Here is a 26,507-nt window from a genome sequence, read left to right as displayed (position 1 = left end):
ATCTGGTGCAAAAACTTCACCTATATGCGGCGATGGCGTCTGGGTGGCGGGGCCGGGGCCTTGACGCCCCTGCGCTTGCATGACCTGTTAAGCAACGAAAGAAAGAGGGTTCCATGACGCAGCAAGATTCCATTGATACCGTGCAGCAGATGCTGGGCTCACAGGGTTACGTATGCGGTCGAGCCTTGGCGACAGTGGTGTTTTTGTCATTGAAACTGGGCCGTCCACTGTTTCTTGAGGGTGAGGCTGGTGTCGGAAAAACCGAAATCGCTAAAGCACTGGCCGCTGGTCTGAACCGCCGTCTGATCCGCCTGCAATGTTATGAGGGGTTGGACGCATCCTCGGCGGTTTACGAATGGAATTTCCCGGCGCAAATGGTGGCGATCCGAACTGCCGAAGCCTCGGGCGGCGCTGACCGGGGTTCGTTGCAGACCGAATTGTTTTCTGACGACTACCTGATCGAGCGTCCGTTGCTGCAGGCCATGCGCCCGGATGAAAACGGGGCACCCGTCCTGTTGATTGACGAACTTGACCGCACGGATGAACCGTTCGAGGCCTTCCTGCTGGAAGCGCTCAGCGATTTTCAGGTCACCATCCCCGAATTGGGAACTGTCAAAGCGCCGGAGCCACCGATTGTCATCGTTACATCGAACCGAACGCGAGAAGTGCATGACGCCCTGAAACGCCGTTGCCTGTACCATTGGGTCGATTACCCGGATTTTGACCGTGAAATTGAAATTCTGAACGCCCGCGCCCCCGAGGTCGCCGAGGCGCTAAGCCGAGAGGTCGTCGCCTTTGTCCAACACCTGCGCACAGAGGATCTGTTCAAGAAACCAGGAGTGGCCGAGACCATCGACTGGGCCAAATGCCTGCTGGCGCTGGACGTCATCAACCTTAGCCCCGAAGTGATCGGCGACACGCTGGGGGCGATCCTGAAATATCAGGACGATATCCAGCAACTGCAAGGGTCCGAGGCGAAACGTATTCTGGATGAAGCCAAGGCGTCGCTGGAACCTGCCTGATGGCTGAACAGCTCCCTCTCGACATCCCCGACAACCCAAAACTGGCGCAGAACATCACTCATTTCGCGCGGGCTTTGCGCAAGGCCGGGTTGCCCATCGGCACCGGGCGGGTCGTGGATGCGATCCGGGCGGTTCAGGTTGCGGGCTTCTCGGAGAAGCGCGACTTTTACTGGACGTTGCACGCTTGTTTCGTGACCCGACCCGAGCATCGGGCGGTCTTTGCACAGATCTTTCGCATGTATTGGCGCGATCCGCGGTACATGGAGCATATGATGTCGATGATGTTGCCAGCGATCCGCGGCGTCCAGGAAGAGCGCAAGGCCGAAGCTGCAGAGAAACGCGCGGCCGAGGCTCTGCTGGACGGCGTTGAACGGGACTTGCCTGACAGCTCTGACATCGAGGAAGAAACTGAGCTGGAGATAGATGCGTCGCGGACCGCGTCCTCGGAAGAACGGTTGCGCAATCTAGACTTTGAGCAAATGAGCACCGAAGAAATTGCCTTGGCCAAGCGCATTCTGGCACAGCTGAAATTGCCGGTAAAACCAATCGAGTCGCGCCGAGGCCAAGCCAGCCACCTTGGGCATCGGATCGACCGCGCCCGCACGCTGCGCGCATCCATGCGGCAGGGTGGTGAACTGCGGGATATCGCGTATTTGAAGCCGAAACAACGGTGGCCGAACCTTGTCGTTCTCTGCGATATCTCAGGATCTATGAGCCAGTACTCTCGTATCATCCTGCATTTCCTGCATGCGGTTTCAAACTTCAAAGGCGCGGGGTGGGCCAAGGTTCATGCGTTTACCTTCGGCACGAGGTTGACGAATATCACCCGGCACCTGCGCCAACGCGATGTGGATGCTGCCCTGTCGGCGGCAGGGGCCGAGGCGCAAGATTGGGAGGGTGGCACGCGGATCGGGGAATGCCTGCACGCTTTTAACCGTGACTGGTCGCGTCGGGTTCTGGGGCAGGGTGCGGTGGTGTTGTTGATTACGGATGGTCTGGATCGGGGCGAACCCGAGGTGCTTGGAAAAGAAATCCAGCGCCTGCATCTGTCAGCCCGCCGTTTGATCTGGCTGAACCCTTTGTTGCGATGGGATGGCTTTGCGCCAAAAGCGCAGGGGGTGGCGGCGATGCTTCCCCATGTTGACAGCTTTCGGGCCGGTCATTCCATTGCGTCGCTGGAAGATCTGGCCAAAGTCATCTCAAAACCGGATGACATGGGTGAGAAAGCGCGGTTGATGGCCGCGCTTTCGAAGTAGGTCTCAACCAAGCTGTTCTTCGTTGCACTTACGCGCCATTTCCATCGCTTTGTACGTGCCGGTCAGATCGACGGTGAAGGCGAATTCCTTTTCGGGGAACACAACCATAACTTTCTGTTTGGCAAGGTCTTCGGCAAACTTGGGGTCATCCGACAGCACATAGCCACCCGAATAGCCTTTGGTGATGTTGCCCTTCATGCCGGTGGCTTCTCCAAGATACAGGTTTTCGCCCAGCAGGATCGCCACAGCCTCGGTTTCGCCACGCTTGATGTTGGTTTCAGCTTTGGTGAATACGCCAACATATCCCACGCCGCGGTCTTCGGTCAGGCCCATTTGAACCACGTTTTCCGCGTCATCGACAGCTTCGATCAGGCAGGATTTCTTGTCTTCGTCGATGAAGATTTTCCATCCGTCCACTTCGCCATAGCGCAGGAAGGTATCTGCGCTGGCCACTGTCGCCGCTAGCATTCCCAATACTGATCCGAGTGTAATAATGTGTTTCAAGTCTCTGTCTCCTTTTGAAAATAATCTGCGTCACAGCTGCGCATGATCCGCGTTTAGGTCAGAATCGGGAGGGCTGGCAATCAATGCTTGGGATGTTCGGCTGAAACCCGCGGGGCTTTGCATAGCATTTGGAATTTCTTTCAAGGCCCATGAGTTAGCCTGATGGTTTACTTTTCATCCTGCCAAACCTGCCTATGTTGGTGCGGGAAACGCCAGGAGGGCGATATGGACAGATTCGACAACAGCCCCGAGACTGCTCTGGATTGGTATGAAACGGGAAAGCCAGTTGCGCTGGCTACGGTTGTTCAGACTTGGGGCAGTGCCCCCAGACGTGTTGGCGCTCAGCTTGTGATAGCAGGTGATGGCCGCTTTGAGGGGTCAGTATCGGGTGGTTGTGTCGAAGGTGCGGTTGTCGTCGAGGCGTTGGAAGCGATCGAAGAGGGTGAAGCGCGCCTACTTGAATTCGGGGTCAGTGACGAAGATGCTTTTGCGGTCGGGCTGGCCTGTGGCGGAACAATTCGGGTACTGGTCGAACCTATTGGATCCGTCCTTCCTGAAAGCATGTTACGCGATCTGGTCGCTGCACGCGCGCAGCGCGAGCCTGTGGCTTATGAGGTGAATATCGAATCCGGCCATCGTGCATTGCAGCGCGATCGTTATCCCGAACGCATGCGCATGGACCGGTCCGGTTTCGAAGAGGATGCGAAGACATTTGTTTCGGTCCACAATCCGCCCTTGCGGTTGATAGTGGTCGGGGCCGTTCATATTGCACAGGCTCTGGTCCCGATGGCGCGGATTGCCGGCTATGACCCCGCGATTGTGGATCCGCGAGACGCCTTTGCAACCGCCGCAAGATTCCCTCAGGAAACCGTGCTGACGGATTGGCCGGATGAGGCCGTTGCAAAGCTTGGAATGGATGCGCGAACGGCTGTTGTTTTGCTGACCCATGATCCAAAACTGGATGATCCCGCGTTAGAGGCCGCCCTGAGAGCCGGTGTGTTCTATATTGGGGCGCTGGGGTCAAATCGAACGCATGCGAAACGCGTCACCCGGATGAAAGAAGCCGGATTTACTGAAGGGCAGATTTCACAGATTCACGGTCCCGTAGGCTTGGATATCGGTGCCGACGATCCTGCGGAAATTGCGGTTTCCATATTGGCCGAAATGACTGCGGTGTTGCGGGGCAAAGCATGAAGTTTGGCTCGGTTCCTTTGCGCGAGGCCGCTGGTGCAATTCTGGCGCATTCAGTGAAAGCCCAAGACACAAAGCTGCGTAAGGGCCTTTTGCTCACGCAAACTCATCTGGATGAAATGGCCGCCGCCGGGTTGACCTCGGTCACTGTTGCGCAGCTGGAACCCGGTGATTGTCACGAAAACGACGCTGCCCGGATGTTGGCAGAGGCTTTGGCCCCGGACCCGACAACCGTGGGATTGCGCGTCACCGAGCCGTTCACAGGGCGCGTTAACCTCTTGGCGAGAGGCCCCGGAGTCGCTGTTCTGGACGTACAGGCGCTGGAAGCGTTCAACTTGGTTAACCCAATGATTACCGTGGCCACAGTTCCCCAATATCAACAGATGGGATCAGGCGGGATGGTGGCGACGATCAAAGTCATTTCTTATGCCGTTCCCGGCGAAGATGTGGTGCGTGCCTCGGCGCTGGCACAAGGGGCGGTGCGCCTGTCTGGCCCGGTGTTTCGCAGTGCTGGCCTGATCGTCACAGACATCCCCGGAGGTGTTTCGAACGACAAGGGTATTGCCGCAATCCGAGGGCGTGTCGAAGCCCTGGGTATGGGTTTGGATGACATTCGGGTGGTGCCACATGAGATTCAGGCGCTGTCTGCTGCATTGACGGGCGTCAAAGGGGATATTGTCCTGATTTTGACGGGCTCAGCAACTTCGGATGCGCATGATGTTGCGCCGCAGGCTGTTCGTGTTGCAGGCGGTCAGGTGGATCGGTTTGGAATGCCAGTAGATCCGGGCAACCTGTTGTTCACCGGTCTGCTGGACGCCAGACCTGTAATCGGTTTGCCGGGGTGTGCGCGCTCTCCTGCACTGAACGGTGCGGATTGGGTTTTGTCGCGCGTGGCTTGCGGGATTGAAACGACAGCGGCGCATATTGCAGGCATGGGGGTCGGTGGATTGCTCAAGGAAATCCCGACCCGGCCACAGCCACGCGCATCTATCAAGCGGTAAGGCGTTTGACATCAATTTAAGACCCAGATCGGGCCGCTTTGTTCGGCATTGTGATCTGTCCTAAACGGCGCCCTGCGAAATTTTTGTTCTCAAACAATAAGTCCCGTGTTTAACTCGACAGAGAAAAATATGACATGGGAGGAACTTATGACACAGGTCACCATGACCGTGAACGGGAGGTCTGTTAGCGGTGAGGTCGAGGGTCGGACGTTGTTGTCTGGATTTTTACGTGATCATCTGTCGCTGACCGGAACGCATGTTGGATGTGACACGGCGCAATGTGGGGCGTGTGTTGTCCATGTGAATGGCGCGGCGGTGAAGTCGTGCAACATGCTTGCGCTGGAAGCGGACGGGTCCGAGGTCGCCACGATTGAGGGCCAGGCCGCTGAGGATGGGTCTTTGAACGTGATTCAGCAGGCGTTTCAGGATCATCACGGGTTGCAATGCGGGTTTTGTACGCCGGGCATGGTGATGAGCGCCGCCGCCTTGCTGAAAGAGAACCCGCGCCCGAGCGAAGCCGAGATTCGAAAGTATCTGGAAGGCAACCTGTGCCGCTGCACAGGCTATCACAACATTGTCAAAGCGATCATGGCCGCATCGGGCCAGGACGTAAGCGGCATCGCTGCCGAGTAATACCGACGTAAAGAATTTTCGACGAAAATTCTTTTTCAGGGAGGAGAACAAGCAATGCCCAAAGACAGTGGCATCGGAGCCAGTTCCAAACGGCGCGAGGACGTGCGCTTTTTAACCGGAGCAGGCAATTACACCGACGATATCAACGTGCATGGCCAGGCCTATGTGCATTTTCTGCGGTCCGACATCGCGCATGGCCGGATCAACAGTATCGACACTTCGTCTGCCGAGGCCATGCCGGGCGTGGTCAAAGTGTTTACCGGCAAGGATTTTGAAGGCGTGGGCGGCATGCCCTGTGGCTGGGAAGTGACCGACAAGCACGGCGCACCGATGCAGGAACCTCCGCATCCCATTTTGGCACAGGGCAAAGTGCGCCATGTGGGCGATCCGATTGCGGCTGTGGTTGCCGACAGCCTGGAACAGGCCCGCGACGCGGCTGAGGCGATCGAGCTTGATATCGAGGAGCTGCCCGCCGTGATCGACATGAAGGCCGCCGCGCAAGAGGGCGCGACGCTGGTCCATGACGATCTGAAAAACAACATCTGCTATGATTGGCAGCTGGGCGAAACCGATGATGCCAAGGTCAATGAGGTCTTTGCCAATGCGGCCCATGTCACCACGCTGGATCTTGTGAACAACCGTCTGGTTGCCAATCCGATGGAGCCGCGTGTGGCGGTGGGCGAGTACAGCCGCGGCACCGAAGAATACACGCTTTATACCACGTCGCAGAACCCGCATGTGATCCGCCTGTTGATGTGTGCCTTTGTTCTGGGCCTGCCCGAACACAAGGTTCGCGTGGTCGCGCCGGATGTGGGTGGCGGCTTTGGCACCAAGATCTTCCACTATGCCGAAGAGGCATTCTGCACCTTCGCCGCCAAGGCTTGTAACCGTCCGGTCAAATGGACCTCGAGCCGGTCCGAGGCGTTCATGTCAGACGCGCATGGGCGCGACCATGTCGGACAGATCGAACTGGCGCTGGATGCGGACAATAACTTTATCGGTCTGCGCACCAACACCTATGCAAATATGGGTGCGTATCTGTCGACCTTCTCCAGCTCGGTACCGACATGGCTGCACGGGACGCTGATGGCGGGCAACTACAAGACGCCGGTCATTCAGGTCAACGTCAAGGCGATGTTCACCAATACGGTCCCGGTGGATGCCTATCGCGGCGCGGGCCGTCCTGAGGCGACGTTCCAGTTGGAGCGGGTCGTGGACAAGGCAGCGCGTGAACTGGGTGTCGATCCGATCGCCCTTCGACGGCAGAACTTCATCACCCAGTTCCCCTATGACACACCGGTGGCGCTGACCTATGACACAGGTGATTATAATGGGACGATGGACAAGCTTGAGGCCGCTGCTGATCTGGCAGGCTTTGCCGCGCGTCGCGCTGAAAGCGAGGCCAAGGGCAAGCTGCGGGGTCTGGGCGTCAACTGTTATATCGAGGCTTGCGGCATCGCGCCGTCGAACATCGTTGGCATGCTGGGGGCCCGTGCGGGTCTGTATGATGCGGCGACTGTGCGGGTGAATGCCACCGGCTCGATCAGCGTCATGGTAGGTGCCCATAGCCACGGGCAGGGGCATGAAACGGCTTTCCCGCAGGTTGTGGCGGACATGATCGGTATCGACGAGTCGATGATCGAGATCGTGCATGGCGACACTTCGAAGATTCCGTTTGGCATGGGCACCTATGGCTCGCGGTCTTTGGCGGTCTGTGGATCGGCGATGGTCAAGGCAACCGAGAAGGTGATCGACAAGGCCAAGAAGATCGCGGCGCATCTGTTGGAGGCGTCCGAGGCTGATATCGAGCTGAAGGACGGTCAGTTCAGTGTGGCAGGGACCGACAAGTCGGTGGCCTGGGGTGATGTCACCCTGACGGCCTATGTGCCGCATAACTTTCCGCTGGAGGTCGAGCCCGGGCTGGAGGAGACCGCCTTTTATGACCCGGCCAACTTTACCTTCCCGGCTGGCGCCTATGCCTGTGAGGTCGAGGTTGACCCCGAAACCGGCCGGGTCACCATCGAAGCCTTCACTGCCGCTGATGACTTTGGCAATATCGTCAACCCGATGATCGTGGATGGTCAGGTGCATGGCGGCATCGGTCAGGGCATCGGTCAGGCATTGCTTGAAAACTGTGCCTATGACGAAAACGGTCAGCTGCTGAGCGCATCCTTCATGGACTATGCGATGCCGCGTGCCGATGATGTGCCGTTCTATGCGGTGGACCACTCGAGCCAGACGCCCTGTACGCATAACCCGTTGGGTGTGAAGGGCTGTGGTGAGGCCGGGGCAATCGGTTCACCACCTGCGGTGGTCAACGCGGTGCTGGATGCGTTGAATTCAGGCGGCAAAGCCATCGATCATATCGATATGCCGGTGAGTCCATCGCGTGTCTGGACCGCGATGCACGGGTGAGAGGTTGGGGTGCGAGGGGTCAACCCCTCGCGCTCCCCGAGATATTTATAGCCAGATGAAGGGCGGATCAGCGCCTTTCGGAAAGGAAGACGAAATGTACAATTTCGAATTTGAGAAACCCTCGACCATAGCCGACGCGGTTGCCGCTTTAGGGGCTGAGGATGCGCAGGCGTTGGGTGGTGGGCAAACCCTGATCCCGACGCTGAAACAACGATTGGCGGCGCCATCGGCACTCGTCTCGCTCAGCGGAATTCCCGAAATGCAGGGAGTCTGTGTTGGGGATGACGGGTCGGTTTCTATCGGTGGCGCAACGCCGCATGCAGTTGTTGCGCAAGAGGCAGCGGGATCATACCCGGCGCTGGCCGCATTAGCCGGTCAGATCGGTGATCCGGCGGTGCGCAACCGCGGCACGATTGGCGGCTCGGTTGCGAATAACGATCCGGCGGCCTGTTACCCGGCGGGTGTGCTCGGATCCGGGGCCACGATCGTGACCAACGCCCGTCAGATTGCGGCAGATGCGTTTTTTGATGGCATGTTCTCGACCGCACTGGATGAGGGTGAGATCATCACATCCATCCGCTTTCCGGTGCCACAGGCCGCGAGCTATCAGAAGTTCTTGCAGCCAGCCTCGCGCTTTGCGTTGGTGGGCGTCTATCTGGCCCGGTTCGCCGATGGTGTGCGTGTGGCGGTCACAGGCGCCAGCGAGGATGGGGTGTTCCGCTGGTCCGAAGCAGAACAGGCGCTGAATACTGAATTCCGACCGGACGCGTTGATGGGGCTGAACATCAACCCGGCCAACATGATCGGCGATCTTCATGGCAGCAAAGCGTATCGCGCGCATCTGGTCAGTGTGATGACCAAGCGGGCTGTGCTGGCCTGCATGTAATTAAATCGGCTTTTAGTCGCAAAGCCCCGGGGTGTGTCCCTCGGGGCTTTTTCTATTTTCGGCGAATTTTCGGAAGCTTGTTTGGCTGCCAATAGGCCCCGGTATCTTCGCGCGCCTTTTGATAGGCCTCGACGCGGTGGGCTGCGGTTTCGCCGCCTGCGTCAAATAAATGGCCGATGAGGCATTCGAGCACGGCCATGACCCCAGTAAAGCTTGAGGTGTGATGTTGTGACCTTGTGCTGACGGTAAAGGCGACATCCGGCTCGACACCCGGCGCAATAACTTCGCTGTCCGAGATCAGGATGACCCGAAGCCCCTTTTCTTGGGCGAACCGTATTGATTTAATCGTTTCTGCCGAATAGGGGCTGACCGTGATTGCCAGCAGACAGTCCTTGTCATCCGCATCCAGCAGATCATCCGTGGCTGAGCCGATGTGGCGGGGGATCAGCTGAATACCCGGATGCGCCATGCGCCCGGTATAGGAAAAGTAATAGGCCAGCGCGTAACTGGCGCGGGTGGCGGTCACGAAGCAACGGCGGGACCTGAGGATATGGTCAACGGCTAGATGCGCTGTCTCGGGCCTCATCAATCGCAGGGACCTGACGACGACATTCTGTTCGTTGCGGGCAAGCCTAGCCTGAAGCTGACCATGGGCGCCGTCCGCTTGCATGTGGGTTTGCCAGGACGCGCCAAGGAATTCTTCGGTATCCGTCGCCAGGTTTTGCCGGAACGGTGCGCGAAAGGCCTGAAACCCGCCAAAACCCATATGCTGGGCCAGTCGGACAAGGACATTTGCGCTGACACCGATCTTGTCGGCAGTGACTCGTATCGGGTCGAGGCCAAAATCCGCCGGATGATCTATGATGTATTTGGCTGCCGCCTGAAGCCGGGGTGGCATCTGGTCGATGTTTTTCCTCAGATGATCTGTCAGCTGGTGTTGGGTCTCGGTCATGAAAAAACATATGTTATGAAAGTAGAAGATGTAAAACATACGCTGCTTACATAGATGCGGCAACATGCAAACGGGGGCAGCGAATGTCACAGCATCGGTCGAAATCGGAACCCTATATTCTGGCAGCGCCCAATGGTGCGCGCCGAGGTGCGGCAGATCACCCAGCCCTGCCTGTCACAACCGTGCAAATTCTTGAAGCGGCCAGAGCATGCCATGAGGCCGGTGCGGCCGGTCTTCATCTGCACATTCGGGACACAGAAGGCCGTCACTCTTTGGACGCGGGACAGTATCTGGAAACACTTGCCGAACTTCGGCGGAGGGTTCCGGCCCTGGACATCCAGATCACAACCGAGGCGGCAGGGATTTTTGATGTAAGCAGCCAGTTCGAATGTCTGAGGAAGGTTAGACCGGCTTGGGCGTCGATCTCGGTCCGCGAAATCGCGCGCGATAACGATCTGGCTGACCGGATCTATGGTCTTTGCGCGGATCAGGGGACGCGGGTTCAGCATATTCTTTACGACGCTGAAGATGCGGCCCTATTAACACGGTGGCAAAAGCGTGGTGTTGTGCGCGAACAGCAATCCGACCGTTTGCTTGTTCTGGGGCGCTATCGGACTGATCAGGAATCAAAGCCCTCGGATCTGGATGCGTTTCCGGACGGGGATTCGCCCTGGATGATCTGTGCCTTTGGAAAACAAGAGCATGACTGTCTGGTACATGCGGCGTCCTTGGGCGGTGATGTCCGGGTCGGATTTGAAAACAGCATCGCAGATCGGAACGGAGACACTTGGGAAAATAACGCCGCCTCAGTCGCGGCCCTTGTTGCCAGATTGAAAGAGGATAGATCATGAGCCACGTTTTCCCACGCCATACGAAATCTCAGCTGCCAGTCGCGGTTGGCGGCGAAGGCTGCTATCTGATCGATGCTGACGGTAAGCGGTATCTGGATTGCGGTGATGCTGCTGTGTCCTGTCTTGGCCACTCAAACCGGGCGGTGATCGAGGCGGTTCAAAGCCAGGTTGAAAAGATCGCCTTTGCGCATACCGGGTTTATGACGTCCGAACCTGCCGAAGCCCTTGCGGACCTTCTGATTGATCATGCGCCCGGGGATTTGGATCGCGTTTATTTCGTATCCGGAGGGTCCGAAGCAACAGAGGCCGCCATCAAACTGGCGCGGCAGTATTTTCTTGAGATCGGTCAGCCCGAGCGCCGCCACGTCATCGCGCGCCGCCAAAGCTATCATGGAAACACTTTGGGGGCCTTGTCAGCGGGGGGAAATGCCTGGCGCCGTGCGCAATTTGCACCGATGCTGATCGAAATGACCCATATCGCGCCCTGCTATGAATATGCCGAAAAGCAAGATGGTGAGAGCAGCCATGCCTATGGTCAACGGGTGGCCAACGAGTTGGAGGCCGAAATTTTGCGTCTTGGCCCTGAAACCGTCATGGCGTTTATGGCCGAGCCAGTCGTGGGGGCAACGCTGGGGGCGGTCCCGGCGGTCGAAGGGTATTTTAGGCGCATACGTGAAATCTGTGATCAATATGGCGTTTTGCTGATCCTGGATGAGGTCATGTGCGGAATGGGGCGCACCGGGCATTTGTTTGCCTGCGATCACGATGGAATTGCCCCGGATATTCTGTGCATCGCCAAGGGTTTGGGGGCGGGTTATCAACCCATCGGCGCAATGTTGTGTACGAGCGGGATATATAAGGCGATCCAAAATGGGTCAGGGTTTTTCCAGCACGGGCATACCTATGTCGGCCATCCGGTGGCAACTGCGGCGGCATTGGCGGTGCTGAAGGAATTGACGAGCCAACAACTGCCCCAGCGCGCCGAGTTTATGGGGCATAGACTGCAATCTGCGCTGGAAACTGCGTTCAGCGAGCACCCTAATGTCGGCGATATTCGGGGCCGCGGGCTGTTCCGCGGTATCGAGCTGGTCTCGGATCGGGCCGGAAAAACACCGTTTGATCCCTCACTTGGTTTCGCGGGCAAGATCAAGAAGGCGGCGTTGAACGCTGGTCTGATCTGTTACCCCATGTCTGGCACGCGCGATGGTCGAAGTGGCGACCATATTCTGTTGGCGCCGCCTTTCATTATCGAAGACGCACAGATTGAGGAATTGGTTGAAAAGCTGGGGGTTGCACTCAAAGCCGCGATCTGACGCTCTTTTGATCTGACCTTCTCTTTTTACTCAATAGGGTATCGACAAAAGGTCAATTCCTGAAGGAGCGATGATGATTGTCGACATCTGGAAGAGTTTTCGGGACTTGCCCGCCTGGGTACAGATCTGGTTGGTGGTGCTGCTCATCCCGACCAATCTGGCACCTCTGGCGTATCTGGATCAGCCAAATGGTATTCTAATCGCAGCACTCGCAATCGGTGGGATGGCATTGAATCTTCCGATCATGCTGGCGACCCGAGGGATGAGCAAAGCGATGGCATTTCCGCATCTAATATGTTGGGTGCCAATGGTTTTCGTCGTGATTGCAGCATTTGCAAGCGAAGCTGAACTGGCGACCGGATATGCGAAATTTCTGGTGTTTCTACTGGTTATTGACCTGATTTCGCTGGCATTTGATGTGAATGACACAAGGGTCTGGTTCAAAAGCCGAAGCGCAAAATAAAACCCCCTCAATCCGAGGGGGTTTCGAATAACTCAGTTGTCGCAGGGCTTACTTCTGCGGCAGCGGGCCGATCATCATAATCATCTGACGGCCTTCCATCTTGGGCATGTTCTCGACCTTGCCGATTTCCTTGGTGTCCACGGCAACACGTTCCAGCAGCTCACGGCCCAGATTCTGGTGTGCCATCTCACGACCACGGAAGCGCAGAGTCACTTTTACCTTGTCGCCGTTTTCAAGGAATTTGAACACGTTGCGCATTTTGACTTCATAGTCATGAGTATCGGTGTTGGGCCGGAACTTGACCTCTTTCACCTCAATGACTTTTTGCTTTTTGCGCGCTTCGGCCTCGCGTTTCTGCGTTTCGTATTTGAATTTACCAAAGTCCATGATTTTGCAAACCGGAGGGTTTGCATTCGGCGAAATCTCGACCAGATCCAGGCCGGCTTCGTCCGCGAGTTGCATGGCTTTGGCGGGATGAACCACCCCGACATTTTCACCTTCGGCGCCGATAAGGCGAATTTCGGGGGCACGGATCTTATCATTGACGCGCGGGCCGGTGTCTCTCTGAGGCGGCGCGTTGTGAGGTCTGCGAGCTATGGGTTCATTCCTTTGATGATTGCAGAATTTCAAGCCCGGAATTTAGACTGGGCTGCGGGACGTTTCAAGCGGCATAAGTGACCACCAGCGTGAATTTCCCATGATATTCCCGCGTTTTTGCCGATCTGATGTCGCATATCAGACCGGCAAACCGGATTAGCCAACAAAGGCCTTTTCAATGACGAATTCCTTGGGGTCGGAATTTGCGCCTTCGCGCAGTCCGAAATCCTCGAGGATTTTTTTGATATCCAGGTTGAAAGCCAATGATCCGCAAACCATCGCGCGGTCCGTATCCGGCTGGATGCCGCCCTCAATCGCCAGATCAGCAAATACTGTGCCGTCTTTCAACAGCTCTGTAATGCGGCCCATCTTGGGGCTCTGTTCGCGTGTGGTGGTCGGGTAGTAACGAATCTTGTCCGCAAAACCTTCGCCCATCAGCTCAGCCAGCATTTCGTCCTGGCGAATGTCTTCGATCAGCTGACGGCCATATTCCAGCTCGGCCACTTCGCGGCAGGTATGAGTGATGATGATCTCGTCATAATCCTCATAGGTCTGCGGTTCGCGCAGCAGTGAGGCGAAGGGTGCAAAGCCGGTGCCGGTGGCAAAGAACCACAGGCGCTTACCGGGCAGCAGGGCGTCATGGACCAGCGTGCCAACCGGCTTGGGCCGCAGGATGATCTGATCGCCTGGTTTGATGTGCTGAAGTTTCGAAGTCAGCGGGCCGTCCTGTACCTTGATCGAATAGAACTCAAGCTCTTCATCCCAGGACGGCGAGGCGATGGAATAGGCGCGCAGCAAGGGTTTGCCGTTGTCACCCAACAGGCCGATCATCACAAACTCGCCCGAGCGGAACCGCAAGGACGCGGGGCGCGACACTTTGAATGAGAACAGGCTGTCAGTCCAATGCTTGACGTCTGTCACAGTCTGGGCGTCCGGCAGAACGGGGGCCTTCACGGCGGTTGCTTCGGTCACGGGTTTCATCTCTGTCATCGTTTCACTGCCGGTGGAGTAAACCGACATCTCCGTTTAATCTTTGATCCAAGTCAGGAAAAGGGGGCTTTTGCCCCTACGTTCCTATTTGAGGCTGCGAAAGGCGATTTTAGCCGCGCAGGCGGGCCTGATAGTTGTTGTCCTGCCAGTTGGCGCGAGCCACCCATTGATCTTCGGGCTGACGATCGGCCAGAGTGTCTTCAATCTCGACCTCATCAAAGCCGCTGCGCCGCGCCATGGCATACTGGTCGGCAAGGACATGACCTTTGGCGCGCAAGCGACCGGTATAGCCTTTCAGGCGCAGGGTCCGCGCGATGGTAAAGCCGCGCCCATCCGCAAAGGACGGGAAATCGACACGCACCATCTTGGCGCAGCCCAGCCGTTCGGCAAGCTCATCGGGATCCGTGTCTGAGCTGACATCCAGCGCGACCACATCATTGGCCGCGTCTTCCAGCGTGACATAGCCATCAGTCCAATCATCGGGGGCGAACCCCTCATCGGTTACGATAACGTTCATGTGTTCTCTCCGGCGCGCATCATCTTGCCATCTACAAAATGAATGCCGCATTCTTCCTTGTTCTGATCGCGCCACCGTCCGGCGCGGGGGTCTTCGCCCTGTTTGACCGGCGAAGTACAGGGCGCACAGCCGATCGAAGGGTATCCTTTGGCCACCAGCGGGTGCCTGGGCAAGTTGTTCTCTTCCATATAGGCGCGCACATCTTCGGGCGCCCAATGGGCCAGCGGGTTGACCTTGATCCGGCCTGTGCCGTCCTCGACCTCAAAGAAATCAAGCGTGGCGCGGGACCCGGCCTGAAACCGTTTGCGCCCGGTGATCCAGCCATCATATCCCAACAATGCCTGTTGCAGCGGGAAGGTCTTGCGCAGGTTGCAGCACGCATCCATGTCCCGCAGACGCAGCGCGCCATAGGGGTCGTCGCGTTGAACATCCTCGTCATCCGCGCGGATGATCTTGACGTTTAGCAACCCCAACCGCTCGCTCACCTCCTGCTGATACTCCAGCGTTTCGGTGAACAGCATCTGCGTGTCGATGAACAGCACCGGGGTCATCTTGTCGACCACGGCCGCCATATGCAGCAACACCACCGATTCCGCACCGAAACTTGAGACCAGAGCGAGATCATCGATCTCTTCCATTGCTCCGTGCATCACGTCATGCGCGCTGTGGTGGCGGAACCGGGCGTTCAACTCACTGACCCGTTCGGTCAGTTCACGTCTATCCCGGCCCAGTTCAGTCTGGATCAGATCAAGCGGCATTCGCTCGCGCCTCGGGGTAGAGGGCCGCCTTGAACGGAGCCATTCCGACACGGCGATAGGTCTCGAGGAAGGTTTCTTCGGTGCCCTCACGCTGCTCCAGATAGGTTTCGACTATGCGCTCAACGGCCGGAACGATCTCATCATAGGCAAAGCCAGGACCCGTACGATCGCCGATTGCGGCGTTTTCCGTGCCGTCACCACCCAGAGTGATCTGGTAGTTTTCGACGCCTGCACGATCCAGACCAAGAATGCCGATATGGCCGACATGGTGGTGACCACAGGCGTTGATGCAGCCCGAGATCTTGATCTTCAGGTGGCCTATATCATGCTCCAGTTTGAGGTCTTCAAACCGGGTCGCAATTTCCTGAGCAACCGGGATCGAACGCGCCGTTGCCAGCGCGCAATAGTCCATGCCGGGGCAAGCGATGATATCGCTGATCAGGCCGATATTGGCGGTCGCCAGCTCGTATTCCTTCAGCTTTGCGTGGATCGCGGGCAGGTCCGATTTGTGGACATGCGGCAGGATCACGTTCTGCTCATGGCTGATGCGCAGCTCGTCATAGGCGAACTCTTCGGCCAGATCGGCCATCACGCGCATCTGCTCGGCAGTTGCATCACCCGGCGTCGCGCCGTGTTTCTTGATCGAGATTGTCACAATCGCGTGGTCCGCATTCTTGTGCGGCGCAATGTTTGTATCCACCCACGAGCGGAAGATCGGATCATTGGTGTAGGCGCCTTCAAACGACGCAACCGACGCTTCGCGGAAGGTAGGTGCAGCGAAGTGGCCCTTGATCTCTTCCAGCAGGTTCATATCCGCGCCTTTGAACTGCGGGCGGGCCTGCAGGAAACGCTCGTTCACCTTGGCGCGGATGGCGTCGATGCCGTGTTCATGCACGGTGATCTTGATGCGCGCCTTGTACTTGTTGTCACGGCGACCGATCTGGTTCCACACGGACACGGTGGCCTCAAGGTAGGCCAGCAGGTCGTCGAAGGCGACGAAGTCAGACAGCTCTTTACCGATCATGGGCGTACGGCCCAGACCGCCACCGACGATGACACGGGCACCCAGAACGCCGTCACGCTCGACCAGTTGCAGACCGATATCATGCGCCTTGATCACGGCGCGGTCATTTTCGGACCCGGTGATGGCGATCTTGAATTTGCGCGGCATGAACTGGAATTCCGGGTGGTCGGTCGACCACTGGCGCAGCAGTTCCGCATAGGGGCGCGGATCGGCGACCTCATCCGCGGCGGCACCGGCGAAATGGTCGGCGGTCACGTTGCGGATGGTGTTGCCGCTGGTCTGGATGGCGTGCATGCCAACCTCGGCCAGCGCGTCCAGCATATCCGGGACGTCCTGCAGCTTGGGCCAGTTGTACTGGATATTCTGACGCGTGGTGAAGTGGCCGTAGCCCTTGTCCCACTTTACAGCCAGCAGGGCCAGTTGGCGCATCTGCGCGCTGTTCAGCGTACCGTAGGGAATGGCGACCCGCAGCATATAGGCGTGCAGCTGCAGATACAGGCCGTTCATCAGCCGCAGCGGCTTGAACTCATCCTCGGTCAGCGAACCGTCAATGCGGCGCTCGACCTGGGCGCGGAACTGTCTGTTGCGTTCTGCCAAAAATGCTGTGTCGAACTCGGAGTAGCGATACATGATTAGCTGTCCTTAAGTGCAGCCCCGAACCTGGGGCCTTTGTAGGGGAGAGAGAGGGCCAGAGATCAGGCCCGGGGCTGCGGGGAAGTTTCCTGTTTGCCGTGGGCATAGTTGGACGGACCAGTCCGGCGGAAGTCTTCCCGAAAATGGGTTGGCTCTGGGCCGTTGTCGCCGGCGACGGCGTCAGCCAGATAGGCACCGACAATCTTGCCTGCTTGGCGTTCGGCATCCAGAAGACGGACCTGTGCGTGGGCTTCGTCTGTGATCAGCTCTGCCTCGGATAATTCACGCGACCAGCGGTCGTCCTCGGTCAGATAGATGACGTCACCTTCCAAAAGATCGTTGGCGGTTACCACTTTGGGGGTAAAAGCGCGGGCCATCAGGCGTGCTCCTTTTTGAATTCAGTCAGGGCCTTGGCTGCCTGGCGGGGGGCAAGGCCGTAAAAAGTAAGGGTGGGGCCGTCCATGTCCGAGGCGTTCAGATCGGCGGGCATGTGATCCAGCGTCGTGGTCAATATGCGCTGATAGGGACGCGACGCGTTTTCGATCAGCGTCACAGGTGTGGCTCGGTCGGCGCCGTGCATGATCAGGCGGCCCTGAATAAACCGGGCAGACTTTTTGCCCATATAGATCGCCGCCACCGAACCGGGCTGCGCCAGGGCGCTCCAATCGTGATCGGCGAAGCCCTTGATGTCGTGCCCGGTCAGGAAACGGATCGAGGAATTGCGCCCGCGGCGCGTCTGGCTTTGCCCGATGCCTGCAACAGCGGCCGAGGCTGCGGTGATGCCAGGGATAATCTGCCACGAGATGCCAGCGGCTTCGACAGCGTCGATTTCTTCGTCCAAACGACCAAATACGGTGGGGTCACCGGATTTCAGGCGCACGACCCGTTGACCCTTCAGGGCGTGCTTTACCAGCAGCGCGTCGATGTCTTCCTGTTTCCACGAGGGGCCAAACCCGGCTTTACCAACATCGACCAGAACGGCCGTTTGCCCGGCAAGGGCCAGCACCTCGGCGCTGATCAGCCGGTCATGCAGAACCACATCCGCGCGCTCGAACGCGCGCAGGGCTTTGAGCGTCAGCAATTCGGGATCACCGGGGCCCGCGCCGACAAAGTCGACATGGCCTGCGTCCTGATATGTTTGCGTCACTTGCATGTTTCGGTCCGGGTTGGTTTGACTTGACCCTCAATATAGGAAATATTCCCGGTATTGCGCCATATGCGCGCATAAATAAGAACAAGCGTTTCGCTGTGTTGGTCAAGCGATACGAAAGTTTCGAAACGAGGAAGAAATTGGAATGTCAGTGCGGATTGATGACACGGATCGGAAAATTCTGGTTGAGCTGCAGCGCGACGCCAGCCAATCGCTGGACGAAATAGCGGCCCGGGTAGGCAGTTCCAAGACGCCTGTCTGGAATCGCATCCGCAAGCTGAAAGGGGCCGGGGTGATCGGTCAGCAGACGGTATTATTGGATGCCGAGGCGCTTGGTTTTGAGGCGACGTTCTTCGTGCTGATCCGCACCTCTGAACACGAGGCAGATTGGCAGCGAAAGTTCCTCAAAGCCCTGCGGGACCGCCCCGAAGTGCAAGAGGCGCACCGGCTGGCGGGGGATATCGACTATATCCTCAAGGTGCGGGTTAAGAACGCGCGCGCCTATGACGTGTTCTATCAGACTCTGATTTCCGAGGTGCGCGTCCACAATGTGACGGCACTGCTGTCGATGGAAGAGATCAAGTCGACGACCATGCTGCCGCTGAATGCCCTGATCGAGAACTAGCGGTCAGACCTGAACCATCAACCGCTTTAGCCCGTGAAAATGGTAGCTGTTGGAATATTCCGGTTCCGCGCTGAGCGCTAGGTTGGGACAGCGTTCGAACAGTGCCGCCAGCGCTATTCGCATTTCGAGTCGGGCCAACGGTGCTCCGACGCAGAAATGCAGACCCGCGCCAAAGCTGCTGTTGGTCAGGATGGGGCGGGTTGGATCGAACTTATGAGGTTCGGCCCAGACTTGGGGATCACGGTTCGCGGCTCCAAGCAACAAAGCGACTTCGTCACCGCGTTTAAAACTGTGCCCGAACAGGTCGATCTCTTCATAGGCATAGCGCGTGAACATATGCAGCGGGGGATCAAAGCGCAGGATTTCTTCGACGGAGGCGTCAATCGTTTCAGGCTGAAAGGCATCGGCTTTTACACCTTTTCGCAATACGGTCCTAAGCCCATTTCCCAGAGAATGAACCGTGGCCTCATGACCGGCATTCAACAGCAGAATGCAAGTTGCAACCAACTCGTCACGCGACAGTTTTTCACCATCTTCTTCAGCGGCGATCAACCGGGTAATCAGGTCATCCCGAGGGTCAGACCGGCGCTTTTCGACGTAAGACGAGAGAAAGTCGGTGAACTCTTTTGCCGAGGCCGCCGCCGCATCTTCGGTCTCACGTGTGCGGCTGGCCTGATACATCGCCACCATGTCATGGGACCAGCGCAAAAGCTCGGGCGACATCTCTTCGGGAACGCCTAGAAGGCGGCAGATCGTAACGACCGGAACTTGCGTGCAATAGGTGTCCAGCAGATCGAACGGCGCATCCGGAAAGGCGTCGATCAGCTTGTGGCTGAGGTCTTGGATCGTTGGTTCCAGTGCCGCAATGGCACGTGACGTAAAGGCGCGCATGACCAGGCGTCGAAGCCGGGTGTGGCGCGGCGGCTCTGCTTCTAACAACGAATGAGATTCGACCATCAGCCAGGGGGCTAGATGCGCAGGACCTGGACGCTGCATTTCCGGCGGCACTTCGCGACCGAAACGACGGTCCTTCAGCAAGGCCTGAACCGCCCGGTGCGATACTGCAGCGTGCATCCGGTAGTCGGCCCAATACACAAGGTCGCCATGCGCGCGGGCCGCATCATAATACGGATAAGGGTTCTGGACAAAATTCGGGTCAACAGGGGATTGATGCAAAGTCTTCATGGCGGGCACACTTGCCATGAGGCGCGTTGAATGCAAGACCCAATGTCATGCAAAGGGTATGGTTAATTTCGACATTTCTGATTGCTGTTGGGCTGCTCTCTGTTGGAGTGTGGTCATACGGCTTTCGTCAGGCTTTGTCGCCGCTGAGCGATAAGGCTGAGGCCGATCTGGAATTGGCCGCCGACCGCCTTAGCACACAAATGCAGGTCTATCAGGAGCTGGCTGTCTTGATGGCCAGCCACCCGGCTGTTCGAACGCTTGTCACGCCGAGCGATCGCGCCATCGCGCAGGCTGTGTTGCTGGACGTGGCAGACAAAACTGCCGCCGTTAACATTGTCTATCTGGACCGTCTGGGCAGGGTACTTGCAGCCGCCCACCCGGTGCCTGAATTGACGATGGCAGACCATCCCGCATTCAGGCGCGCCATGCAGGGTGCTATGGGCAGTGCCCACGGTGTCGAGTCCACAAGCGGCGATCGAACCTATTCCTATGCAGCTCCTGCCTTTGGTCCCTCCGGTATAGTCGAAGGCGCATTGATGGTTATAGCCGATGTGCAGGATGTCGAACAGACTTGGCGGGGCAGTACCGAGGCCATTTTCTTTATTGATGGAGAAGGTGTGGTGTTCATCTCGAACCGATCCGACCTGTTGTTCTGGCGTCGGACCGAAGGTCAACCGGGGCTGGTGCCGCCCGAGGGGCAGGCGGTTGATTTCTCGTCGAATCTGATCGGACGACACGAGCTTTGGACCTTGAATTGGGGCCGGTATCTGCCACGGCGTGCGTTACACCTTACGCTCGATCTACCGGTGATAGACATGACAGCCGAGGTGCTAGTGGATGTGGCCCCGGCGCGCCGTCTGGCAAATTTGCAAGCAGCGGCGGTAGCTGCGATCTGTCTGGCCTTCGGGGCGCTTTTGTTTATGGCAACCGAACGCAGGCGCGCGCTTGCTGAGGCCAATGCGGTGCTGGAAAGCCGCGTGACGCGCAGAACCCATGCACTTACCGCCGCGAACACCGCCCTGCGGCGCGAGGTCCATGAACGGGAAGAGGCCGAGGTCGCGCTGAAACATGCGCAGGAAGAGCTTATACAGGCCGGGAAGTTGAGTGCGCTCGGGCAGATGTCGGCGGGCATCAGCCATGAGTTGAACCAGCCGCTGATGGCCATTCGCCAATTCGCCGAGAATGGAACGGCTTTTCTGACCAGAGGTGACGAGTCAAAAGCCGCCGAGAACCTCACCAGAATTTCCGATTTGGCCGCGCGAATGGCGCGAATTATCAAGAACCTCAGGGCTTTTGCCCGCAATGAAAACGAGCCCATGGGCAGAGTTGATCTGGTTCAGGTAATAGAAACGGCGCTGGAACTGACCGAGGCCCGGCTGAATTCGGAAAACGTTCGTATGGAATGGCAGGCTCCGGATGTCCCTATCTATGCTTGGGGTGGCGAAGTGAGATTGGTGCAGGTGTTCGTAAATCTGATTAACAACGCCGCCGATGCCATGAGTGAGCAACAACAACGCATGATCAAGATCTCGATAAACAGTGACAAGACCTTGACGGTCACAGTCAGCGACACAGGTCCGGGGATCGAGAACTCGGAGAAGCTGTTCGAGCCGTTCTATACCACCAAAGCTGTCGGTTCGTCTGAGGGCATGGGGCTGGGGCTGTCGATCTCTTATGGTCTGGTTCAAAGCTTTGGTGGTAATATTCGGGGCACCAACGCTCCGACAGGTGCGGTATTCACTGTGGAACTGGAACATTTCAGGGAAGTAGGGGCAGCATGACCCGCAAAGTGCTTTTGGTCGATGACGACTCGGCAGTGCGCGAAGCGCTGGCCCAAACGCTGGAGCTTGCCGATTATGAACCCGTAACAGCCGGGTCCTTTGTGGCGGCGAAGGATCATATCCGAGCGGATTTCGCAGGAGTGATCGTGTCGGATATCCGGATGCCTGGTCGGGACGGGTTTCACCTGTTGACCTACACCCGCGATATGGATGCTGATCTGCCTGTCATCCTGTTGACTGGAGAAGGCGACATACCAATGGCAGTGCAGGCCATGGGGCAGGGCGCATTCGACTTTTTGGAAAAGCCCTGCGCCGCGGCAGATCTGCTAAAGGTGTTGGGCAAGGCATCCGAAGCGCGAGAACATGTCCTGCAACAACGCGCAATGAAAAGCGAACTCGAACGCGGCGATCCAGCGGCACGCCTGCTGTTCGGTCTCTCATCAAAGGCCGAAGAACTGAGGGAAAGGGTTCGTACGGTAGCCCAGACAGGGGCCGAAGTTTTGGTCACCGGACCGGCTGGCAGCGGAGTGTCCAAAGTTGCCGAGGTCGTTCACCTAATGTCGCCGCAAAGTCAGGGCCCATTTGTCAAACGTCCATCCGCCGGTTTGTCGACCAGCGATCTGGTTCATGTCTGCGAAGATGCAGCCGGTGGTTCCCTTTTTCTGGACGAAATCTCGGCCATGCCCGAGGCCACGCAATATGCAGCACTGGAGATGGTTGAACAGGGTGTAGGCGCCCGAATTCTGGCGGGCACGACCACTGACCTGGCCGAATTGTCTTCGGATGGACGGTTCCTTGCGGATTTGTTCTATCGTTTGGATGTGATGCGCGTTCGCATACCGTCGCTTGCCGAGCGCCCCGAGGATATACCTGTAATCTTCCGCCACTATGTAGCACAGGCAGCCGAACAGGCCGGGATAAAGGAACCGGAAATCACGTCGGACCATCTGGCATCGCTGATGACCAGAGACTGGCCGGGCAATGCACGGTCGCTGATGTCAGCCGCAATGAGGTTTGTGCTGGGAATGCCCGAAGATGTCTCGCAGGCCGCAGAACTGGGGTTGAGCGAGCAGATGGCACGGGTCGAAAGATCTCTGCTGATTGCTGCCCTTGGCCGGCATAACGGCAAAGCATCAGAAGCCGCAAAGGCGCTAAAGCTGCCTCGCAAGACCTTTTACGACAAACTGGCGCGATATCACATTCGTCCGGAAGACTACCGTAGGTGAAAGCTCCTGCCAGCTTTTCCCGCATTGTCATGCGGTTAAGCTGTTGGGTGTAGCAGTCCGCTGACGCGGACCGTGGGAAGAGCCAAAGCCTGGTAAACGATTCGCGTTCGGCGAATCGATATTTGTGCGGAAATCCACACAATGGCGCATATATATGTGCGGATTCTCGCACGGCTTCCCGAATGGCTCGAATGGATACCAGGCAGAAAGTGCGTAACACTCTGTAAATAAATGATAAAATACTACCCGATAGTGAAGCCCACAATAAGTTGAGGGCTTGACCCTGATTCGGTTCACTCGCCGCCATGGGACGGCTTCTGCGCGTCCGGAGACGTAGTGAAGTATCTGGGAGAACTCGACTGATGAAATTTTTGACAACGGCAGCGACGGCCGTCGCTCTAACCGTAACAGCAACCGCAGGCATGGCCGCTTGTGAAGACGGCGAAATCGTCGTGAAATTCGCGCATGTGACCAATACCGATAAACATCCCAAGGGTATTGCAGCCTCGTTGCTGGAACAGCGCGTTAATGATGAGATGAACGGCGTGATGTGCATGGAGGTCTACCCGAACTCCACGCTCTATAACGACGATAAAGTCCTTGAGGCGATGTTGCAGGGCGATGTGCAACTGGCGGCCCCGTCATTGTCCAAGTTCGAGAAGTTCACCAAGCAATTCCGCCTGTTCGACCTGCCGTTCATGTTCAAGAACATTGACGCGGTAGACGCATTTCAGGCTTCGGCTGACGGTCAGGCGATGAAAGATAGCATGCAGCGCCGTGGCCTGCAGGGGCTGGCATTCTGGCACAATGGCATGAAACAGATGTCGGCCAACAAACCGCTGGTCGATCCGTCGGATGCCGATGGCCTGAAATTCCGCGTCCAATCTTCTGACGTGCTGGTCGCGCAGATGGAGGCGATTGGCGGAAGCCCGCAGAAAATGGCTTTCTCAGAGGTTTATGGCGCGTTGCAGCAAGGTGTCGTCGACGGACAGGAAAACACTTGGTCCAACATCTACGGCAAGAAGTTCTTTGAGGTTCAGGACGGTATCACTGAAACCAACCACGGTGTCATCGACTATCTGGTCGTGACATCGGTTGACTGGCTGGACAGCCTGGATCCTGCGGTGCGGGAACAGTTCCTGACCATTCTGGGCGAAGTGACAGAACAGCGGAACAAAGAATCCTTCTCGGTGAACGAGGAAGCTAAGGTCTCGATCACAAATGCGGGCGGTATCATCCGTGAACTTAACCCTGAACAGCGTCAGGCCTGGATCGACGCCATGAAACCTGTCTGGGAACAGTTCGCCGGTGACGTGGGTCAAGAAAAGATCGACGCCGCACAGGCTATCAACGCCGGGTTCTGATCCTGGTATACGCCGCGCGTCCGGGGACTGGGGAGTATTCGACGCGCAGGCAGGGTGGGCCGATTTGGCCCGCCCAAACAGCACTTATCTCAAAAAAATGTGGGGACAGATAGATGTCTGGTGCGCAATCCGGCCAAGGCGGGCTGGTCGACCATATCGAAGAAACCTTGATCGCATCGTTGCTGGGCCTGATGACGGCTGTGACATTTGCCAATGTGATCGCAAGGTATTTCTTTAATTCCAATATCCTATGGGCACTGGAGCTGACGGTATTCGCCTTCGGCTGGTTGGTGCTGCTTGGGGCGTCTTATGCCGTCAAGAAACACGCTCATCTGGGAGTGGACGCCATCCTGAACATGCTCAGCCCTGCGCCTCGACGGATTTTGGCTCTGATCGCTGTAGCCTGCTGTCTGGTGTTTTCTCTGCTGATGCTAAAAGGCGCATATGACTATTGGGCCGTGTTCGCGGATCTGCCGCCCACATCGGGGCGATGGTTCCCTACCGGGTTCAACTTCGATGCACGCAGTCAGAGCTTTTATGAGGTCGACGACATTCCGATGGTTGCCCCGCTGCGGTTTCTTGAGGATCTGATCAACTATGGCGAGGGCTATGAAAAACTGCCCAAGGTGGTGCCGTATCTGGTTCTGCCCGTGTCGATGCTGCTTTTGGTGATCCGCTTTGCGCAGGTTGCGGTACAGATTTGGCGCGGCGAAGCCGACCGGATGGTCGCTAGCCACGAAGTCGAGGACGAGATTGAAGAAGTCCGCGCTCAGCAAGGAGAGCACAACTGATGGATGTCATTCTTCTGTTCTCGATGGTCGTAGGCTTGCTGTTGATCGGTGTACCGATTGCGGTGGCGCTGGGGCTCAGTTCGACCCTGTTTCTGCTGATCTATTCCGACAGTTCGCTCGCCTCGGTCGCGGGTACCTTGTTTGAGGCTTTCGAAGGGCATTTTACTCTGCTGGCGATCCCGTTCTTCATTCTGGCCTCGTCCTTCATGACCACGGGCGGCGTGGCCCGGCGCATCATCCGTTTCTCGATTGCCTGCGTGGGGCACTTGCCCGGAGGTCTGGCGATTGCGGGGGTGTTCGCCTGTATGCTGTTTGCGGCCCTGTCCGGGTCGTCTCCGGCTACGGTGGTGGCCATTGGTTCGATTGTGATCGCTGGCATGCGGCAGGTTGGCTATTCCAAGGAATTCGCCGCCGGCGTTATCTGTAACGCAGGGACGCTGGGTATTCTGATTCCGCCGTCGATCGTGATGGTGGTCTATGCCGCCGCTGTCGAAGTTTCTGTCGGGCGCATGTTCCTCGCCGGTGTGATCCCTGGCCTGTTGGCTGGGCTAATGCTGATGATCACCATCTATGTGATGGCCAAGGTCAAGAACCTACCCAAAGGTGAATGGAAAGGCTGGGGCGAAATCTTAGTCTCTGCACGCGAAGCAGGTTGGGGTCTGTTCCTGATCGTGATCATTCTGGGTGGCATCTATGGGGGTATCTTTACCCCGACCGAGGCCGCTGCGGTGGCCGCAGTCTATGCCTTTTTGATTGCCAGCTTCGTCTACAAGGACATGGGCCCCCTCAGCCGCGAGGGTGAGGAAAAGAATATCTCTTTGCTCAGAAAGCCTTATGCGCTGATCACGGCGATTTTTCACCCCGACACCAAGCAGACGTTGTTTGAAGCTGGGAAACTGACCGTTACCCTGCTGTTCGTTATCGCCAACGCCTTGATCCTGAAACATGTTCTAACCGATGAGCAGGTTCCGCAGCACATAGCAACTGCCATGCTGTCGGCAGGTCTGGGACCGGTGACATTCCTGATCGTGGTCAATGTGATCCTGCTGATCGGCGGCCAGTTCATGGAGCCTTCGGGCCTGCTGGTTATCGTAGCACCACTGGTGTTCCCGATTGCAATCGAGCTGGGCATCGACCCGATTCACTTGGGCATCATCATGGTTGTGAACATGGAGATCGGGATGATCACCCCGCCGGTCGGCTTGAACCTGTTCGTGACCTCGGGTGTTGCGGGCATGCCGATGATGGGCGTTGTCCGGGCGGCCCTGCCATTCCTGGCGGTCCTGTTCGTCTTCCTGATCATGGTGACCTATATCCCGTGGATATCCACCTTCCTGCCCAACACCTTCATGGGGCCGGAGATCATAACAAACTAGCGG

General features: G+C 57.4%; 26 protein-coding genes. 16 read left to right on the top strand and 10 right to left on the bottom strand.

The window, feature by feature from the left end:
• Positions 1-113 precede the first annotated feature (113 nt).
• Entirely contained in the window at positions 114-1,022 is a 909-nt protein-coding gene (locus AC2FH9_RS01505) for an AAA family ATPase (RefSeq protein WP_271946832.1), read from the top strand.
• Positions 1,022-2,278, top strand: a complete 1,257-nt coding sequence (locus AC2FH9_RS01500; protein WP_496785219.1) for a vWA domain-containing protein — start codon at positions 1,022-1,024, stop codon at positions 2,276-2,278. The genes AC2FH9_RS01505 and AC2FH9_RS01500 overlap by 1 nt, the downstream gene beginning before the upstream one ends.
• 3 nt (positions 2,279-2,281) lie before the next feature.
• Here AC2FH9_RS01500 and AC2FH9_RS01495 read toward each other — a convergent pair whose 3' ends face one another.
• The gene (locus AC2FH9_RS01495; RefSeq protein ID WP_246097135.1) at positions 2,282-2,782 is read right to left on the bottom strand and encodes a hypothetical protein; all 501 of its coding nucleotides are present in this window, start codon (positions 2,780-2,782) and stop codon (positions 2,282-2,284) included.
• A 225-nt stretch (positions 2,783-3,007) separates the two neighbouring features.
• Between AC2FH9_RS01495 and AC2FH9_RS01490 the strand changes: the two genes are divergently transcribed.
• The 5 genes from AC2FH9_RS01490 to AC2FH9_RS01470 all read left to right on the top strand — a co-directional run bounded on the left by AC2FH9_RS01490 (position 3,008) and on the right by AC2FH9_RS01470 (position 8,908).
• Positions 3,008-3,976 carry an XdhC family protein gene (locus tag AC2FH9_RS01490; protein ID WP_496870516.1) on the top strand — a complete coding sequence of 323 codons (969 nt, stop codon included), beginning with the start codon at positions 3,008-3,010 and terminating at the stop codon, positions 3,974-3,976.
• Positions 3,973-4,974: a molybdopterin-binding protein gene (locus AC2FH9_RS01485; RefSeq protein ID WP_496870514.1), complete on the top strand. Its 1,002-nt coding sequence runs from the start codon at positions 3,973-3,975 to the stop codon at positions 4,972-4,974. The genes AC2FH9_RS01490 and AC2FH9_RS01485 overlap by 4 nt, the downstream gene beginning before the upstream one ends.
• Before the next feature lie 147 nt (positions 4,975-5,121).
• Entirely contained in the window at positions 5,122-5,607 is a 486-nt protein-coding gene (locus AC2FH9_RS01480) for a (2Fe-2S)-binding protein (RefSeq protein WP_142634109.1), read from the top strand.
• 54 nt (positions 5,608-5,661) lie between these two features.
• Complete coding sequence (locus tag AC2FH9_RS01475; protein WP_281994691.1) at positions 5,662-8,022, top strand: xanthine dehydrogenase family protein molybdopterin-binding subunit; 2,361 nt, start codon at positions 5,662-5,664, stop codon at positions 8,020-8,022.
• Between the two features lie 94 nt (positions 8,023-8,116).
• The gene (locus tag AC2FH9_RS01470) at positions 8,117-8,908 is read left to right on the top strand and encodes an FAD binding domain-containing protein (RefSeq protein WP_142634105.1); all 792 of its coding nucleotides are present in this window, start codon (positions 8,117-8,119) and stop codon (positions 8,906-8,908) included.
• Between the two features lie 52 nt (positions 8,909-8,960).
• Here AC2FH9_RS01470 and AC2FH9_RS01465 read toward each other — a convergent pair whose 3' ends face one another.
• On the bottom strand, positions 8,961-9,860 hold the full coding sequence (locus tag AC2FH9_RS01465) for a MurR/RpiR family transcriptional regulator (protein ID WP_496870512.1): 900 nt from the start codon (positions 9,858-9,860) through the stop codon (positions 8,961-8,963).
• An 83-nt stretch (positions 9,861-9,943) separates the two neighbouring features.
• On the opposite strand from AC2FH9_RS01465, the gene AC2FH9_RS01460 reads away from it, so the two are divergent.
• The 3 genes from AC2FH9_RS01460 (at position 9,944) to AC2FH9_RS01450 (ending at position 12,487) form a co-directional block, all read left to right on the top strand.
• Positions 9,944-10,711, top strand: a complete 768-nt coding sequence (locus AC2FH9_RS01460; protein WP_496749018.1) for a beta-keto acid cleavage family enzyme — start codon at positions 9,944-9,946, stop codon at positions 10,709-10,711.
• Positions 10,708-12,024, top strand: a complete 1,317-nt coding sequence (locus tag AC2FH9_RS01455; RefSeq protein WP_496870509.1) for an aspartate aminotransferase family protein — start codon at positions 10,708-10,710, stop codon at positions 12,022-12,024. Before AC2FH9_RS01460 ends, AC2FH9_RS01455 begins: the two co-directional genes overlap by 4 nt.
• A gap of 70 nt (positions 12,025-12,094) precedes the next feature.
• Positions 12,095-12,487 carry a hypothetical protein gene (locus AC2FH9_RS01450; RefSeq protein WP_496870507.1) on the top strand — a complete coding sequence of 131 codons (393 nt, stop codon included), beginning with the start codon at positions 12,095-12,097 and terminating at the stop codon, positions 12,485-12,487.
• 48 nt (positions 12,488-12,535) lie between these two features.
• On the opposite strand, the gene infC is transcribed toward AC2FH9_RS01450, so the two are convergent.
• The 7 genes from infC to cobA form a co-directional block, all read right to left on the bottom strand.
• On the bottom strand, positions 12,536-13,117 hold the full coding sequence (gene infC / locus AC2FH9_RS01445) for a translation initiation factor IF-3 (RefSeq protein WP_246097134.1): 582 nt from the start codon (positions 13,115-13,117) through the stop codon (positions 12,536-12,538).
• A gap of 123 nt (positions 13,118-13,240) precedes the next feature.
• Positions 13,241-14,074 (bottom strand): ferredoxin--NADP reductase, encoded by an 834-nt coding sequence (locus AC2FH9_RS01440; protein ID WP_496695304.1) that lies wholly within the window; start codon positions 14,072-14,074, stop codon positions 13,241-13,243.
• Between the two features lie 109 nt (positions 14,075-14,183).
• Positions 14,184-14,591, bottom strand: a complete 408-nt coding sequence (locus AC2FH9_RS01435) for a DUF934 domain-containing protein (RefSeq protein ID WP_496695306.1) — start codon at positions 14,589-14,591, stop codon at positions 14,184-14,186.
• Entirely contained in the window at positions 14,588-15,349 is a 762-nt protein-coding gene (locus AC2FH9_RS01430) for a phosphoadenylyl-sulfate reductase (protein WP_496749015.1), read from the bottom strand. Before AC2FH9_RS01430 ends, AC2FH9_RS01435 begins: the two co-directional genes overlap by 4 nt.
• Positions 15,339-17,003 carry a nitrite/sulfite reductase gene (locus tag AC2FH9_RS01425; RefSeq protein WP_496870505.1) on the bottom strand — a complete coding sequence of 555 codons (1,665 nt, stop codon included), beginning with the start codon at positions 17,001-17,003 and terminating at the stop codon, positions 15,339-15,341. The genes AC2FH9_RS01430 and AC2FH9_RS01425 overlap by 11 nt, the downstream gene beginning before the upstream one ends.
• A gap of 65 nt (positions 17,004-17,068) precedes the next feature.
• On the bottom strand, positions 17,069-17,383 hold the full coding sequence (locus AC2FH9_RS01420; RefSeq protein WP_496749013.1) for a DUF2849 domain-containing protein: 315 nt from the start codon (positions 17,381-17,383) through the stop codon (positions 17,069-17,071).
• Positions 17,383-18,159, bottom strand: coding sequence for a uroporphyrinogen-III C-methyltransferase (gene cobA, locus AC2FH9_RS01415; protein WP_496749012.1), 777 nt, complete (start codon positions 18,157-18,159; stop codon positions 17,383-17,385). The genes AC2FH9_RS01420 and cobA overlap by 1 nt, the downstream gene beginning before the upstream one ends.
• Positions 18,160-18,301: 142 nt before the next feature.
• Here cobA and AC2FH9_RS01410 point away from each other — a divergent pair, with 142 nt between their 5' ends.
• Entirely contained in the window at positions 18,302-18,781 is a 480-nt protein-coding gene (locus AC2FH9_RS01410) for an Lrp/AsnC family transcriptional regulator (RefSeq protein ID WP_142634084.1), read from the top strand.
• A gap of 3 nt (positions 18,782-18,784) precedes the next feature.
• Here AC2FH9_RS01410 and AC2FH9_RS01405 read toward each other — a convergent pair whose 3' ends face one another.
• Positions 18,785-19,966, bottom strand: coding sequence for a cytochrome P450 (locus AC2FH9_RS01405; RefSeq protein WP_496870502.1), 1,182 nt, complete (start codon positions 19,964-19,966; stop codon positions 18,785-18,787).
• Positions 19,967-20,013: 47 nt separating this feature from the next.
• On the opposite strand from AC2FH9_RS01405, the gene AC2FH9_RS01400 reads away from it, so the two are divergent.
• The 5 genes from AC2FH9_RS01400 (at position 20,014) to AC2FH9_RS01380 (ending at position 26,504) form a co-directional block, all read left to right on the top strand.
• Positions 20,014-21,747 carry a sensor histidine kinase gene (locus AC2FH9_RS01400; RefSeq protein WP_496870501.1) on the top strand — a complete coding sequence of 578 codons (1,734 nt, stop codon included), beginning with the start codon at positions 20,014-20,016 and terminating at the stop codon, positions 21,745-21,747.
• Complete coding sequence (locus AC2FH9_RS01395) at positions 21,744-22,973, top strand: sigma-54-dependent transcriptional regulator (protein ID WP_271946867.1); 1,230 nt, start codon at positions 21,744-21,746, stop codon at positions 22,971-22,973. Before AC2FH9_RS01400 ends, AC2FH9_RS01395 begins: the two co-directional genes overlap by 4 nt.
• Before the next feature lie 362 nt (positions 22,974-23,335).
• Positions 23,336-24,337 (top strand): DctP family TRAP transporter solute-binding subunit, encoded by a 1,002-nt coding sequence (locus tag AC2FH9_RS01390; protein ID WP_496679567.1) that lies wholly within the window; start codon positions 23,336-23,338, stop codon positions 24,335-24,337.
• Between the two features lie 113 nt (positions 24,338-24,450).
• Positions 24,451-25,128: a TRAP transporter small permease gene (locus tag AC2FH9_RS01385; protein ID WP_142634075.1), complete on the top strand. Its 678-nt coding sequence runs from the start codon at positions 24,451-24,453 to the stop codon at positions 25,126-25,128.
• Positions 25,128-26,504 (top strand): TRAP transporter large permease, encoded by a 1,377-nt coding sequence (locus tag AC2FH9_RS01380; protein ID WP_496870500.1) that lies wholly within the window; start codon positions 25,128-25,130, stop codon positions 26,502-26,504. The genes AC2FH9_RS01385 and AC2FH9_RS01380 overlap by 1 nt, the downstream gene beginning before the upstream one ends.
• The last annotated feature ends 3 nt before the right edge of the window (positions 26,505-26,507 follow it).

The sequence above is a fragment of the Ruegeria sp. CDSC081 genome (assembly GCF_059610485.1).
Note: the sequence above shows the minus strand (reverse complement) of the source record. Positions and strands in the feature narration are given on the sequence as shown.